13 protein-coding genes are annotated in these 13,876 nt (G+C 64.5%); 5 read left to right on the top strand and 8 right to left on the bottom strand.

The genetic code is table 11. From position 1 onward, the window contains the following. Positions 1-16: 16 nt before the first annotated feature. The 5 genes from ABL840_RS07450 to ABL840_RS07430 form a co-directional block, all read right to left on the bottom strand. Entirely contained in the window at positions 17-928 is a 912-nt protein-coding gene (locus ABL840_RS07450) for an ABC transporter permease (protein ID WP_093196614.1), read from the bottom strand. A 166-nt stretch (positions 929-1,094) separates the two neighbouring features. Beyond that, the gene (locus tag ABL840_RS07445) at positions 1,095-2,678 is read right to left on the bottom strand and encodes an ABC transporter substrate-binding protein (protein WP_093196616.1); all 1,584 of its coding nucleotides are present in this window, start codon (positions 2,676-2,678) and stop codon (positions 1,095-1,097) included. A gap of 31 nt (positions 2,679-2,709) precedes the next feature. Next, positions 2,710-3,981 (bottom strand): M20 aminoacylase family protein, encoded by a 1,272-nt coding sequence (locus ABL840_RS07440; RefSeq protein WP_093196618.1) that lies wholly within the window; start codon positions 3,979-3,981, stop codon positions 2,710-2,712. Between the two features lies 1 nt (position 3,982). Continuing rightward, a complete protein-coding gene (locus ABL840_RS07435; protein ID WP_093196620.1) occupies positions 3,983-4,963 on the bottom strand; it encodes an ABC transporter permease in 981 nt (326 codons plus the stop codon). Between the two features lie 184 nt (positions 4,964-5,147). Continuing rightward, on the bottom strand, positions 5,148-6,389 hold the full coding sequence (locus ABL840_RS07430) for a porin (protein WP_418116350.1): 1,242 nt from the start codon (positions 6,387-6,389) through the stop codon (positions 5,148-5,150). A gap of 271 nt (positions 6,390-6,660) precedes the next feature. Between ABL840_RS07430 and ABL840_RS07425 the strand changes: the two genes are divergently transcribed. Then, entirely contained in the window at positions 6,661-7,110 is a 450-nt protein-coding gene (locus tag ABL840_RS07425) for an OsmC family protein (RefSeq protein WP_093196626.1), read from the top strand. A gap of 10 nt (positions 7,111-7,120) precedes the next feature. Here ABL840_RS07425 and coq7 read toward each other — a convergent pair whose 3' ends face one another. Next, entirely contained in the window at positions 7,121-7,750 is a 630-nt protein-coding gene (coq7, locus tag ABL840_RS07420) for a 2-polyprenyl-3-methyl-6-methoxy-1,4-benzoquinone monooxygenase (RefSeq protein WP_093196624.1), read from the bottom strand. A 281-nt stretch (positions 7,751-8,031) separates the two neighbouring features. Between coq7 and ABL840_RS07415 the strand changes: the two genes are divergently transcribed. Beyond that, positions 8,032-9,291: a porin gene (locus ABL840_RS07415; RefSeq protein ID WP_418116223.1), complete on the top strand. Its 1,260-nt coding sequence runs from the start codon at positions 8,032-8,034 to the stop codon at positions 9,289-9,291. A 118-nt stretch (positions 9,292-9,409) separates the two neighbouring features. On the opposite strand, the gene ABL840_RS07410 is transcribed toward ABL840_RS07415, so the two are convergent. Continuing rightward, positions 9,410-10,540 carry a hypothetical protein gene (locus tag ABL840_RS07410; protein ID WP_093196630.1) on the bottom strand — a complete coding sequence of 377 codons (1,131 nt, stop codon included), beginning with the start codon at positions 10,538-10,540 and terminating at the stop codon, positions 9,410-9,412. Positions 10,541-10,590: 50 nt separating this feature from the next. Between ABL840_RS07410 and ilvA the strand changes: the two genes are divergently transcribed. After that, entirely contained in the window at positions 10,591-12,207 is a 1,617-nt protein-coding gene (gene ilvA / locus ABL840_RS07405; RefSeq protein ID WP_093196632.1) for a threonine ammonia-lyase, biosynthetic, read from the top strand. A gap of 54 nt (positions 12,208-12,261) precedes the next feature. Here ilvA and ABL840_RS07400 read toward each other — a convergent pair whose 3' ends face one another. Further along, positions 12,262-12,894, bottom strand: coding sequence for a hypothetical protein (locus ABL840_RS07400; protein WP_093196634.1), 633 nt, complete (start codon positions 12,892-12,894; stop codon positions 12,262-12,264). A gap of 50 nt (positions 12,895-12,944) precedes the next feature. Here ABL840_RS07400 and gspG point away from each other — a divergent pair, with 50 nt between their 5' ends. Both gspG and ABL840_RS07390 read left to right on the top strand, forming a co-directional pair. Next, positions 12,945-13,385, top strand: coding sequence for a type II secretion system major pseudopilin GspG (gene gspG, locus ABL840_RS07395; protein WP_093196636.1), 441 nt, complete (start codon positions 12,945-12,947; stop codon positions 13,383-13,385). Beyond that, the gene (locus ABL840_RS07390; RefSeq protein WP_093196638.1) at positions 13,360-13,875 is read left to right on the top strand and encodes a prepilin-type N-terminal cleavage/methylation domain-containing protein; all 516 of its coding nucleotides are present in this window, start codon (positions 13,360-13,362) and stop codon (positions 13,873-13,875) included. The genes gspG and ABL840_RS07390 overlap by 26 nt, the downstream gene beginning before the upstream one ends. Position 13,876 lies beyond the last annotated feature (1 nt).

Raw genomic sequence — 13,876 nt, 5'->3', positions numbered from 1 at the left:
TCTTTCTTCTGTCTCTTCAGCGCAGGCGCGGGTTGAGCGCGTCGCGCAGCCAGTCGCCGAGCAGGTTCACGCTGAGCGCGATGAGCACCAGCATCAGGCCCGGAAACACCGTGATCCACCATTCGCCCGAGAACAGGTACTGGTTGCCGATGCTGATGAGCGTGCCCAGCGAAGGCGAAGTGGGCGGCACGCCGACGCCGAGGAAGGACAGCGTGGCCTCGGTGATGATGGCCGTGGCCACCTGGATCGTGGCGAGCACGGTCACCGGCCCCAGCACGTTGGGCAGCACGTGGCGCAGCATGATGCGCAGCGGCGCCACGCCGGTGACGCGCGCGGCCTGCACATATTCCTTGTTGCGCTCCACCAGCGTGGAGCCGCGCACCGTGCGCGCGTACTGCACCCAGCCGGTCAGCGAGATGGAGATGATCAGCACGCCGAAGGCCAGCGATTCGTGCGCGCCGGGAAAGAGCGCCCGGCCGACGCCCGCGATGAGCAGCGCCACCAGGATGGGCGGAAACGACAGCATCACGTCGCACACGCGCATGAGGAAGGAATCGAGCCAGCCGCCGAAGAAGCCGGCCAGCAGCCCCAGCACCACGCCGACCACCACCGACAACACCACCGACACCAGGCCGACGATCAGCGAGATGCGCGCGCCGTAGATGACGGCTGACAGGATGTCGCGGCCCTGGTCGTCGGTGCCGAGCAGGTACTTGGAGGAGCCTTCAGCGCTCCATGCGGGCGGTAGCCGCGCGTCGCCGAGTTCCAGGGTGGCGAGGTCGAAGGGGTTGTGCGGAGAGACCCATCCTGCGAACACCGCGCAGAACACGCAGACCAGCGCGATCACCGCCGCGGCCATGGCCACGGGCGATGTGCGAAAGCTGTAGCCGACATCGCTGTCGAGCCAACGGGCGAGTGTTTTTTTCATCGCCGGGCCGCCCCAAGATGAAAAGCTGCCCCCTCGGGGGGCAGCGGACCTTGCGCAGCAAGGGGAGCGTGGGGGTTATTTTTCATCGTGAAGCAAAAGGAATGGGCCCGCAAGAAGCGGGCCCATGGTCAGGCCGCCCTGTTCAACCAGCAAGCGGCCGGCGGCATCAGGGCTTGATGCTCATCCACTTGAAGTACATGAAGTTGTCGGCCAGTTGCACCAGCTCGACCTTCTTGCTCACGCCCCAGGCCAGCGACTGCTGGTGCAGCGGCAGGTGGCCGATGTCGTCGGAGTGGAGCTTGAAAGCCTCCTTGATCATCTCGTTGCGCTTGGTCTTGTCGGTTTCCGACTGGATCTTCTTGGTCAGCTCGTCGAGCTTGGGGTTGCAGTAGGCGCCCAGGTTGAACTGGCCAGTGCCCTTGTCGTCGGGGCAGGAGGTGAGCGAGCTCAGCGCGTTGTGCGCGTCGTAGGTGGTCGGGGTCCAGCCCAGCATGTAGAAGCTGGTGTCGCGACGCAGCACCTTCGGGAAGTAGGTGCCCTTGGTCTCGGCCACGAGGTTGATCTTCACGCCGATCTTCGCGAGGTTGGAGGCCACGCTCTGGCAGATCTGGCCGTCGTTCACGTAGCGGTCGTTCGGGCAGTTGAGCGACACCTCGAAGCCGTTGGGGTAGCCGGCTTCGGTCAGCAGCTTCTTGGCGGCATCGACGTCGAAGGGCAGGCGCTTGTCCTGCTCGGCGCTCCAGCCGTTGATGCCGGGGCCGACCAGCAGGCCGGTGGGACGCGAGGCGCCGCGCATCACGGTGCGCTGGATGCCGGCGATGTCGATGGCCTGATAGAAGGCCTGGCGAACACGCTTGTCCTTGAACGGGTTCTTGCCCTTGATGTTCGAGTACTGCAGCTCGTCGCGCTTCTGGTCCATGCCCAGGAAGATGGTGCGCAGCTCGGGGCCGGTGATCACGCGGGCGTTGGGCGCGGCGTTGATGCGGGCGATGTCCTGCACCGGCACCGGTTCCATCACGTCGACTTCGCCGGAGACCAGCGCGGCCACGCGGGTGGCGGGGTTGGCGATGGGCGTGAAGACGATCTCCTGCGCGTTGCCTTCGATCTTGCCCCAGTAGGTGCCGTTGCGCGTGAACACGGTGCGCACGTTCGGCTGGCGCTCGCGCACGCGGAACGGACCGGTGCCGTTGGCCTTGAACGAGGCCGTGTTCTCGATGCCCTTGCGGCGGTCGACGGGCTTGGTGGCCTGGTTTTCCTCGCACCATTTCTTGCTCATGATCATGGTGAGCGAGATCACGTCGGGCAGGATGGGGAACGGACCGTTGGTCTCGATCTCGACGGCGAGGTCGCCGACCTTGCGCACGGCCTTGATGTCGCTGAGCGTGGCTCGCAAGTCGGAGCCGTCGCCCTGGGCGCGGGCGAAGCTGAACACCACGTCGTCGGCGGTGAACGGCGTGCCGTCGTGGAACACCACGCCCTTGCGCAGTTCGAAGCGCCACACGTTCGGCGAGGTCTGCTTCCAGCTGGTGGCCAGCAGGGGGGCAAGGCTCAGGTCCTTGTTGCGTCCCACGAGGGTTTCATAGACGTTGGCCGTGACGCTCAGCTGCAGCGACTCGTTGAGCGAGTGCGGGTCCAGCGATAGCGCGTCCCCCTGGTTCGCGATGCGGATGGTCTGCGCGCCGGCGACCATGCTGACGGCGCTCAAGGCGCACAAAACGGCGGCCGCGGCCACATTCTTCTTGAAACTCATGGGAACACTCCTCGGGTTGGAATCAAACAAATCACGTCACCGCGGTGGCGGCGGCTTTCCCTGGCTGCGCACCGCGGGTAGCGGCAAGCGGCATGCCCTGCTCGATCAGGCCGGCATGCAGCGCGGCGCCTAGCGGCAGGATCTCGTCATTGAAGTCGTAGCGGCTGTTGTGCAGGTACGCGCCCTCGCGCACGTCCTGGCCGATGCGCAGGTAGGCGCCGGCCTTCTTCTGCAGCATGAAAGAGAAGTCTTCGGCGCCCATGCTGGGCTCCATGCTGCGCTCGACGTTGCGCGCACCGACCAGCGACTCGGCCACGTCGGCCGCGAACATCGCCTCGGGCGCGGTGTTGATGGTGGCCGGATAGATGCGTTCGTACTTGATGCTGGCCGTGGCGCCAAAGCCCGAGGCGATGGCGGTGCACAGCTCGTTGAGCCGCTGCTCGACCTGCGCCTGTACGCGCGAGCTGAAGGTGCGCACGGTGCCGACCAGTGTTGCCTCTCCGGGCACCACGCTCATCGCGCCGAGGTCGCCCGCCTGCATCGCGCAGATGCTGATGACGGCCGCGTCGATCGGACGCACGTTGCGCGAGACGATGGTCTGGGCCGCGGTGATGATGTGCGCCGCGACGATCACCGGGTCGACGGTCTGGTAGGCGTGCGCGCCGTGGCCGCCCTTGCCCTTGATCTCGATGGTGATGCGGTCGGCCGCGGCCATCATCGCGCCGCGGTTGATGCCGACGGTGCCGGCCGGCATGGCGGGCCAGTTGTGCATCGCGTAGACGGCGTCGACCGGGAAGCGGTCGAACAGGCCGTCCTCGATCATCACGCGCGCGCCGGCGAAGCCTTCTTCGCCGGGCTGGAAGATGAGCACTGTCGTGCCGTCGAAGTCGCGCGTCTCGGCCAGGTAGCGCGCGGCGCCGACCAGCATGGCGGTGTGGCCGTCGTGACCGCAGCCGTGCATGAGGCCGTCGCAGGCGGAGCGCCAGCCGAAGTCGTTGTCCTCGCGCATGGGCAGCGCGTCCATGTCGGCGCGCAGGCCGATCATGCGGCCGCTGGCCGTCGAACGGCCGCGGATGACACCGACCACGCCGGTCTTGCCGATGCCTTCGTGGATCTCGTCGACGCCGCAGGCGCGCAGCGCCTCGCGCACGCGGCCGGAGGTGTAGACCTCCTCGAAGCCGAGCTCGGGGTGGGCGTGCAGGTCGCGGCGGAAGGCTGTGATCTCGGGATAGAAGTTCGCGATGTGCGCGAACGCGCGGCCGGAGGCCTTCAGTCGCGGAACCATGGGCGTGGCTGCCGCCATGTCAGTGCCCTCCCGCCTTGCCGACGCGCAGGCGCGGATCGACCACGAAATACAGCAGGTCGACCACGAGGTTGATCACCACGAAGATCAGGGCGATGAGGCAGAGGTAGGCGGCCATCACCGGGATGTCGGCGAAGGTCACGGCCTGGATGAAGAGCAGGCCCATGCCGGGCCACTGGAACACCGACTCGGTGATGATGGCGAAGGCAATCAGGCCGCCGAGCTGCAGGCCGGTGATGGTCATCACGGGCACCAGCGTGTTCTTGAGCGCATGGCCGAAGTGGATGGCACGGTTCGAGAGACCGCGTGCACGCGCGAACTTGATGTAGTCGGTGCGCAGCACCTCGAGCATCTCGGCGCGCACCAGCCGCATGATCAGCGTGAGCTGGAAGATCGCCAGCGTCACCGCCGGCAGCACGATGTGCTGCCAGCCGTCGGCGCTGAACAGGCCGCTGGTCCACCAGCCGATCTTCACCGTGTCGCCCCGGCCGAAGCTCGGGAACCAGCCCAGCGTGACGGCGAAGACGAGGATCAGCAGGATGCCGATCAGGAAGGTCGGCAGCGACACGCCAAGCAGCGACACGGTCATGAACACCTGGCTCATGAAGGTGCCGCGGCGCAGCGCGGTGTAGACGCCCATCGGAATACCGATGAAGAGCGCCAGCACTGCGGCGACCAGCGCGAGCTCGAGCGTGGCGGGGAAGCGCTCGCCGATCAGTCGCGACACCTTCGCGCCCTGGCGCAGGCTCAGGCCGAACTCGCCCTGCGCCGCGTTCACGAGAAAGTGCCAGAACTGCACGAAGAAGGGTTGGTCGAGCCCCAATGCGGCGCGCAGTTCGCGGATCTGCTCGGGCTTGGCATCCTGGCCAAGAAGGAACACGACGGGATCGCCGACGTATTGGAAAAGGAGGAAGGCGATGAACGCGACCGCGATCATCACGATCACGGCCTGGATCAGGCGGCGCAGTACAAAGGCAATCATTCAGCAAGCAAAGTGAACGGGCATGCTAGCAGTGCAAGGTGCGTGCCCGCACGGTGGTTCCCCGGGGGTGCGCATCGTGCTTTCCCGGGGGATACGGCTCGGGGCAGGACGAAAAAAAGCCACTCGACTTTCGTCGAGTGGCTTTCGAGCTTTTCACCAGAAGCTGGCTTGCGCCAGCGTCAGATTAGAAAGCGTGACGGATACCGAAGTCGTAGCCGGTGGAGCTCTTCGGGGTGAAGGCGCCAGCGGTGTTGTTGTAGAACGACGGGCCGCCAACGGTCAGGCCAGCACCGTTCTTGTTGCTGACGCGAGCGATCGTTGCGTAGAGGGCCGTGCGCTTGGACAGGTTGTGCACGTAGCCCAGGGCGATCTTGTTAGCCTTCGGATCGGCGTTGTTCACAGCGAACGGGTTGAACGGCTGGTTCGTGTCGTACTTGACGTGCGACCACGAAGCGCGGATCAGGCCAGCGCCGACCGGCACGGTCACGCCGAGCAGGTAGCCGGTCAGATCGATGTCGGGACGGCCGCCAGCCAGCGGGGTCACTTCGTAGTCGATCTTGTTCTTGGCGCGCGACAGTTCGCCGAACAGCTTCACAGGACCGAAGTCGTACGAAGCGCCCAGGTTCAGGGTGTTGACCTTGGTGGTCGTGCCAGCGTAGTAGTTGTCGCCAACCGTGCTGCTGCCGTAAGACACAGCCACGTCCAGAGGGCCGTTCGCATAGCCGAAGCGGCCACCGATGTAACGGCCTTGGCGCTGGCTGTTAGCAACGTCAGGCGTGTAGATGCCCGAGCTGTACTTGGTCTTCTCGGCGAAGGCGTACTGAACCTGGCCATAGAAGCCGCCGAGGTTGGATGGCAGGAAGTAGCCGATCGAGTTGCTGGCGCGAACGTAGTTGCTGGTGCCGACGTTGGTGAACGCGCCGGTCGAAGCTGCGGGGGTGCCGAAATTACCGAACGGGGTGTTGGCCGTCGAGATCAGGTTGGTACCAACGCCGTTGGTACCGAACGGGTCGAACACGGTGTCGTTCCAGAACGTCGGGGTGTAGTCGCGGCCCAGGCGGATTTCACCGAAACCGCCCGACAGGCTCACGGTCGAACGACGAGCGAACGTCGCGATACCTTGCTGGCCGTCGTCATTGGAGATCGGAGCTTCGAGCCAGAAGCTGGCTGCCAGACCGCCACCCAGGTCTTCCGTGCCGCGGAAGCCCAGGCGGCTGGAGTTGTAACCCGAGTTAGCCAGCCCACGGCTGCTGGTCTTGACCGAACCTTGGTTCAGGTAGACGGGAATGCCGAAGGCGTTGGGGAAAACGGTCGCGCGGTTGTCGCGCGCGGTGTTCGAGTAGCCGCTGATCGACGCGTCGACCACACCAAACAGCGTGACGGACGACTGAGCCGAGGCAACACCGGCAACAGCCAGGGCAGCCAGAGCAACTGCCCTTCCGGTGCGGAAACTAGAGTGGTTTCCGGGGCGGTCGGAGTGGTCCGGGCAGAAAAAAGCCCCGAGCTTTGCAGCTCGGGGCTAAATCCACCAATTGGAAGGGTGGAGGAGACAACTGGGTGCGCATACGTTTGCGCAATGAAATAAAGTATATCGGCTGTTTGTTGCGTTGCAACAAGCGAGTGATGCTTTTCCCACACATAAATGGATGCTGGCGTGCATTTTGCCCTGCATCCCACACCTGGAAGCCCGAAAAACCATGGAATGCACAGTAAGTTGGACCGGAGACGCAGGCACGCGATCGGCCATGGGCTTTGTTGCCGAGACCGGTAGCGGCCACGTCCTGATGATGGATGGCGCCCCTGACGCCGCGAAACCCGAGAACGGCGGCCAGAATCTTGCGGCAAGGCCGATGGAGACAGTCCTGGCTGGTACCGGGGGGTGCACCGCCTATGACGTCGTGCTCATCCTGAAGCGCGGGCGGCATCGCGTCGAGCGCTGCAGCGTCAAGCTGACCAGCGAGCGCGCCGAAAAAGACCCCAAGGTCTTCACGAAGATCCACATGCATTTCACCGTGGCGGGCAAGGGGATTCCGACTTCGGCCGTGGAACGCGCGATTGCCTTGAGCCACGAAACCTACTGCTCCGCCAGCATCATGCTGGCGAAGACGGCCGAGATCACCACCAGTTTCGACCTGATCGAAACCTGAGCCGGGCGGTCTAGATGCGGTGCGCCAGCGTGGTCATCACGCGGGACGCCACTCGCATCAGTGCCTTGGCCGGCGCCGGGAGTTCCGCCGCGCCGGCGTCGACGGCCTGGGATGCGTGGCGGGCTTCGTCGAGCTTCATCTGCTCCACAACCGCCCTGGATGAACTGTCCCCGGGTGGGAGGCGGTCGAGATGGCTGTCCAGATGGGCCTCCACCTGGCGCTCGGTTTCCGCGACGAACCCCAGGCTCAGCGGATCCCCGAGACGGCCCGCGACCAGGCCGAGGCCGAAAGCGCCTGCATACCAGAGTGGATTCAGGATCGACGGGCGGGCGCCCAACTCATCCAGTCGCTGCCGGGTCCATGCGAGGTGATCTGTTTCTTCGTGTGCCGCCTCCATGAAGTGAGCGCGCAGTGCCGGATCGCGTGCCACGGCCGCCTGGGCCGTGTAAAGCGCCTGGGCGCAGACCTCGCCGACATGATTCACTCGCATCAGCGCCCCGGCTTCCCGGCGATCTGCCTCGCTCAACTCGCCCGTTGCCTGGGAGGGGGCAGGAGTCGCCCGGGTTGCATGGGGACGGGCAAAAAGCGTGCGCAACGCCGAGTCCGCCGCGGTCAGAACTGAGTCGATCATGAGCGTCATGGGGCTATTTGAACGCACACGCGAAATGCCTCGCCGCAGCCCATGATTTTTCACATTGTGGTGTTTTGCGGGGCATAAGTCCTTTGTTGCAGGCGTGCAACGAAACGCGAGGGCCATCCAAGATTTCGGGCGATTTGTTTTGCCCTGCCGCAGCGGCTCTGGTGCAATAGCATCAACTTCCCAAAAGGAGGTTGGCCCGGGGTCCGGTGGGAGCACAAAAGTGCCAGTCACGGTGAGCCCTTCGCACCGGAGCCCTATGTTTAACCTTGGAGAAACTTGCAATGAAAAAATCTCTAGTTGCTCTGGCTGCCCTGGCTGTTGCCGGTGTTGCCTCGGCTCAGTCGTCCGTCACGCTGTTTGGTGTGGTCGACGCGTCGATCAGCGGTTACTCGTCCAGCTCGCGCGACCTGAAGCCTACCGTCCTGCGCAACAGCTTCGGCGCTCCCACCTATACGAACCAGGGCAGCGTAAAGGTTCGCCGCACCGCGCTGGCCAACTCCGGCTACAACTCGAGCCGTCTGGGCTTCCGTGGTACGGAAGACCTGGGTGGTGGCCTGGCAGCCAGCTTCTGGCTCGAAGCCCCCATCACCAACGACGACGGCGCCACCGGCGTTGCCAGCTTCGTACGTCGTTCCACCGTGAGCCTGTCGGGTGGCTTCGGCGAAATCCGTCTGGGCCGTGATTACACCCCGACGTTCTGGAACGACACCGTGTTCGATCCGTTCGGCACCAACGGCGTCGGCGCCAACCTGATCAACACGGCCAACGGCTTCAATGCCGACACCTACGGAGCCAAGGACACCGGCGGCTTCGGCGGTAACCAGAACTATGCCCGCGCCAGCAACTCGATCGGCTACTTCCTGCCGCCGAACCTCGGTGGTTTCTATGGCCAGGTGATGTACGCGTTCCACGAGAACGACAAGTACAGCAATGGCGGCTTCACCCCCAAGGACAGCGCAACTTCGAAGAGCCGCGCGGGCCGCTACATCGGTGGCCGCTTCGGCTACGCAAACGGTCCTCTGGACGTTGCACTGGCTTACGGCAGCAGCACGGTTGCCGATCAGTACTACGCAGGCACCACCGACTCGGTAAAGACCTTCAACCTGGGCGCTTCGTACGACTTCGGTCCTGTGAAGCTGTTCGGTGAACTGTCGCGCGCCAAGAACTCGCGCGACTACGAGGTCACGCCCGTCACCGGAGCTCGCCCTGACGTGGACCTGAATGGCTACCTGCTCGGCGTCACCGTACCCGTCGGCGCAGGGCTCATTCGTGCTTCCTACTCGGCCGTCAAGTACGACTACAACCGACCCGCCGTCCTCTTCACGCCGCGAGCAGCGGATCCGAGAGCCAACAAGCTGGCCCTGGGCTACGTGCACAACCTGTCGAAGCGTACGGCTCTGTACGCAACGATCGCTCGCGTCAGCAACAAGAACGGTGCAGCGCTGACGGTAGGCGGCCCGGGTTTCTACAAGGCCTCGGAAGGCGTGTTCACGCCGAAGACCTCGACGGGCTACGACTTCGGCATTCGCCACGCCTTCTGATCGTCGTGCCTTTCACGCTTTCTGTTTGACCCCGATGCTGGCTCTCGCCAGTTCGACGCGGCAACAAAGCCTCAAGTCGCCCGGCCAATGCCGGGCGGCTTTTTTCTCTTTCTGCCCTTCAGCTCGCCCGGCTGCGCCGGCTCTGCAGCAACCCCACATTCATTTCTCCGCTCAACACCGATGCGTAGAAACGCTCGACCATGTTGACGCTCGTGCGCGCATTGCGTGCCAAGGTCAACATGTCGATACCTTGCCCGTACAAAAGCCGCAGCGTGATCGCGGTATGGCGCAGGCAGTACAGCGTCCTCGATTGACCCAGTGGTCCCTTTTCGAGCCCTGCCTTCTCGAGCACCCAGTGAAAGAAGAAGTTGAGCACCGCGAGCGCGTGTTCGCGGTTCTTCAACTGCGGCATGAAGACATAGTCTTCCGCTCCACCGTATCCGTGCTCTTCACGATAGGCGAGCAGACATTCATAGACCCGTACAGCTGGGCACAGGCTCACGATGGGCTGACTGTGTCTCTTGGTCTCTGGCAGGTTCATCCGCAGATAGACATGCTTGCCGCGCACGACCTCGATGTGTTTGTGCTTCATGAACTTGATGTCGCTCGGACGCACGAAAGTGTTGACCATCCATCGGACAAGCCAGGGCAGTTCGTCCGGCATCACGAGCAGCTCGCGCGCAATCCAGAAACGCTCGCCCGCTCCGAGTTGATCGAGCACCGGATGCGAGTGTCCGCGCAAGCTGCGCGCGGTCCTGATGATAGAGCGGTACTCCGCAACGCTGAAGCTGCCGCGCGGCTGGCTACGTACCTTGACCTTCGGAAACGCAGGCGCATCGCGAAGCACACCGATGTGCACGCCATGCATCACGACCTTGCGCAACAGCACCAGGTACTGGGCAATCGTCGTGCTCGTGAAGCCCTGCTCGCCGAGGTGATCAATCAAGCGTTGCGCATCGGCCGTTGCAAACGACTGCGCCGGCACATCGCCCAGCAACGGAACGATGTGCGCGCGCAATCTGTTGCCCATCACCTGCCATGTGGCACGCCCAATTTCCTTTCGCTGAACGCGCGCGGCCTCCGCTTGCATCAGCCTCTTCGAAAGGTCCCTGACAGAAATTGATAACAGATTCTGCTCATTTGTAATTTGATCGGCGGTCGGATGAATCGCGGGATAGCTGCGTCCAAAAAATCCCGAATCATTTGCAGCTGGGGCTTTGTTGAAGAGGTTTATGACATTTGTGTCCATGTCATATCTCGCATGCAATCTCGATGCCTCTTATCATCGGCAGTTAGCAAATGAAAACTCCCTTGGAAAAAATCGTGCAAAACGCACCTCTTAAAACAGCGCTGACGCCCGCCGACTATCTCAGAAAAATACTTAACGCCCGGGTCTACGACGTTGCTGTCGAGTCCGCACTCGAGAAGGCACGCGCCCTTAGCGAACGGCTCGGCAGCACCGTTCTATTGAAGCGCGAAGACCAGCAACCGGTCTTCAGCTTCAAGCTTCGCGGTGCCTATAACAAGATGGCGCATTTGAGTCCCGCGCAATTGGCGAGCGGCGTGATTTGCGCGTCTGCAGGCAATCACGCGCAAGGCGTTGCATTGGGCGCACGCAAGCTGGGTACGCGCGCCGTGATCGTGATGCCGGTGACAACACCCAAACTGAAAATCGATGCGGTGCGTGGTTTCGGCGGAGAAATCGTGCTGCATGGCGACAGCTATTCGGATGCCTATCTGCACGCGCTCGAATTGCAGACGAAGCAGAACCTGACCTTCGTTCATCCTTTCGACGATCCCGATGTCATCGCTGGCCAAGGCACCATCGCCATGGAAATCCTTCGACAGCATCAAGGCCCGCTCGACGCGGTGTTCGTCGCGATCGGCGGAGGCGGCCTGATCTCCGGCGTCGCCAACTACATCAAGGCCGTGCGCCCCGAGGTCAAGGTGATCGGCGTGCAGATGAACGACTCCGACGCGATGATGCAATCGGTCGCGGCGCATCAGCGCGTGAACCTCCCCGACGTCGGCCTGTTCTCGGACGGCACTGCAGTCAAGCTCGTCGGCGAGGAAACCTTCCGCATCGCGAGCGACCTGGTCGACGACTACATCGCCGTCGACACCGACGCCGTTTGCGCCGCCATCAAGGACATCTTCGTGGACACGCGCAGCATCGTCGAACCCGCCGGTGCGCTGGCGGTTGCTGCCATCAAGGAATACGTCGCCCAGCACGGCCGTCATGGCGAGACCTACGCGGCGATCCTGTGCGGCGCGAACATGAACTTCGACCGGCTGCGTTTTGTCGCCGAACGCGCCGAGGTCGGCGAGGAGCGCGAGGCGCTGTTCGCCGTCACCATCCCTGAAGAGCGCGGCAGCTTTCGCCGCTTCTGCGAACTGATCGGCGAGATGCCCGCGAGCGATTCGGAAGCTCCAGGCACCGGCGGCGGCGCACTGCGCAACGTGACCGAGTTCAACTACCGCATCAGCGATGCGGCGAAGGCCCATGTGTTCGTCGGCCTCACGACCTCGACGCGCGGCGAATCGGCCGTCATAGCGCGGACTTTCAACGAGCACGGGTTCGATGCGCTCGACCTCACGCACGATGAACTCGCGAAGGAGCATCTGCGCCACCTCGTGGGCGGCCGCACCGGCCTCGCGCACGACGAACGCCTGCTGCGCTTCGTGTTCCCCGAGCGGCCGGGCGCGCTGCTCAAGTTCCTGAGCCTGATGCAGCCGAGCTGGAACATCAGCCTGTTCCACTACCGCAACCAGGGCGCCGACTACGGCCGCATCCTCGTCGGCCTGCAGGTACCGGCCGCCGAATCCGCCGAGTTCGACGCCTTCCTCAAGACGCTGGGCTATCCCTACGTGGAGGAGACCGCCAACCCGGCGTACCGGCTCTTCCTGCAGGCCTGAAAAAGCAGAAGCCGGCGCAAGGCCGGCTTCCATCCTTCATCGGGAGACTGCTGCCTACTGGGCGACAGCTTGTTGCGGCGGAGGCTCCGTCGCCGTCGATTGCTGCAACAGGCTACCGGACTGCGGTGGCTGCATCTGCTGCGGAGGCATTTGCGGCGGAGCAGCCACGGCCGGCATCGTCGCCGGCAAGGGCCCGGCCGGAGCGGTCATCGGCATCGCCGGGCTCGAAACGCTGATCGGCGCGCGCACCGGCAGCTGCAGCGTGAAAGCCGCCGGCCCGTCGACCTGCATGCCGATCGTCGCGGAGCGCAGGCCCACCGACTGCAGCACATAGCTCTCGCCGATCGTCGAGCCGACACGGAAAGGCCGCGGCGGCTTGCCATCGATGGAAATCAGTGCGGCACCCTGCTTCGAAGGGTCCGCCACCACGCCCGACAGCGCGAAGCGGCTGGCCGCCTCCGGGGCGACGGGTGCCGTGCGGGAGGCGGGCAGCACGCCCAGCAGCCGCGCCACCGAGTCCGAGTCCGCCGCCACCGAAGGCCGGGGCATCGTCGCAGCCGCCGCGACCACGTCGGTCGGCGAGGCCAGGCGAAGCGCCCAGAACACCGCGGCACCGGCCGCCAGCGCCCAAAGCCCCGTCGTTGCAAGTGGGGCATGCCAGCGGGCTGCGGAGTAAGGACTTGTCATGGCCGCGGATTATCATGCAGCGCGCCTTCCGAATCATGTCCGCACAAGCTATGAACAAATTCCTCCGTGCCGCTACCCGTACCGCCCAACGCGGCTTCACGCTGATCGAACTGATGGTGGTGCTGGTCATCATCGGCGTGCTGGCGGCGCTCATCGTGCCGAACGTGATCGAGCGCGCCGACGACGCCCGCGTGACGGCAGCCCGGACCGACATCAACAACCTGATGCAGGCGCTCAAGCTCTACCGCCTGGACAACCAGCGCTACCCCACCGCCGAGCAGGGCCTGCAGGCGCTGCTCACGCGCCCCACCGCCGGCCCGGCCGCGCCCAACTGGAAGGCCTACGTCGAGAAGCTGCCCAACGACCCCTGGGGCCATCCGTACCAGTACATGAACCCTGGCATCAAGGGCGAGATCGACGTGTTCTCGTTCGGCGCCGACGGCCAGAGCGGCGGCGAGGGCAAGAATGCCGACATCGGCAGCTGGCAATAGCGGCAAGGGCTCGCCGCCCGACAACCCGCAGCCACGCTCCCAGCGCCACCACCGGGCCGGCGGCTTCACGCTGCTGGAGCTGATCGTGGTGATCGCAATCATCGCGATCGCCACCGCCGCCGTGAGCTTCGCCATACGCGACACCAGCGCCGCCAACCTCGACCGCGAGGCCGACCGCCTCGCGGCCCTGCTCGAATCAGCCCGCGCCCAGTCGCGCGCCAGCGGCATCGTGGTGAGGTGGCGGCCGGTCGAGGGCAGCTTCAGGTTCGACGGCCTCCTGCCCGGCTCGCTGCCCGATGGCTGGGCCGCCGAGGGCATCACCGCGCAGGCCTCGCTCGCCAACGGCACGCTGGTTCCCGCGCTGCAGCTCGGGCCCGACCCCATCATCGCGGCGCAGCAGGTCATGCTCCATTCCGCCGGACCGCCCGCGCGGGCGCTGCGCGTCTCGACCGATGGGGTGCGTCCCTTCACCGTCTCGGCGGTCCAGTGAC

The organism is Variovorax sp. NFACC27 (genome assembly GCF_048301545.1).
Taxonomy (GTDB): Bacteria; Pseudomonadota; Gammaproteobacteria; order Burkholderiales; family Burkholderiaceae_C; genus Variovorax; species Variovorax gossypii.
Note: the sequence above shows the minus strand (reverse complement) of the source record. Positions and strands in the feature narration are given on the sequence as shown.

Bases quoted from the DNA above. Each gene is read 5' to 3' on its own strand.
- ABL840_RS07450 (WP_093196614.1), bottom strand. From the start codon at position 928: ATGAAAAAAACACTCGCCCGTTGGCTCGACAGCGATGTCGGCTACAGC.
- ABL840_RS07445 (WP_093196616.1), bottom strand. From the start codon at position 2,678: ATGAGTTTCAAGAAGAATGTGGCCGCGGCCGCCGTTTTGTGCGCCTTG.
- ABL840_RS07440 (WP_093196618.1), bottom strand. From the start codon at position 3,981: ATGGCGGCAGCCACGCCCATGGTTCCGCGACTGAAGGCCTCCGGCCGC.
- ABL840_RS07435 (WP_093196620.1), bottom strand. From the start codon at position 4,963: ATGATTGCCTTTGTACTGCGCCGCCTGATCCAGGCCGTGATCGTGATG.
- ABL840_RS07425 (WP_093196626.1), top strand. From the start codon at position 6,661: ATGGAATGCACAGTAAGTTGGACCGGAGACGCAGGCACGCGATCGGCC.
- coq7 (WP_093196624.1), bottom strand. From the start codon at position 7,750: ATGACGCTCATGATCGACTCAGTTCTGACCGCGGCGGACTCGGCGTTG.
- ABL840_RS07415 (WP_418116223.1), top strand. From the start codon at position 8,032: ATGAAAAAATCTCTAGTTGCTCTGGCTGCCCTGGCTGTTGCCGGTGTT.
- ABL840_RS07410 (WP_093196630.1), bottom strand. From the start codon at position 10,540: ATGGACACAAATGTCATAAACCTCTTCAACAAAGCCCCAGCTGCAAAT.
- ilvA (WP_093196632.1), top strand. From the start codon at position 10,591: ATGAAAACTCCCTTGGAAAAAATCGTGCAAAACGCACCTCTTAAAACA.
- ABL840_RS07400 (WP_093196634.1), bottom strand. From the start codon at position 12,894: ATGACAAGTCCTTACTCCGCAGCCCGCTGGCATGCCCCACTTGCAACG.
- gspG (WP_093196636.1), top strand. From the start codon at position 12,945: ATGAACAAATTCCTCCGTGCCGCTACCCGTACCGCCCAACGCGGCTTC.
- ABL840_RS07390 (WP_093196638.1), top strand. From the start codon at position 13,360: ATGCCGACATCGGCAGCTGGCAATAGCGGCAAGGGCTCGCCGCCCGAC.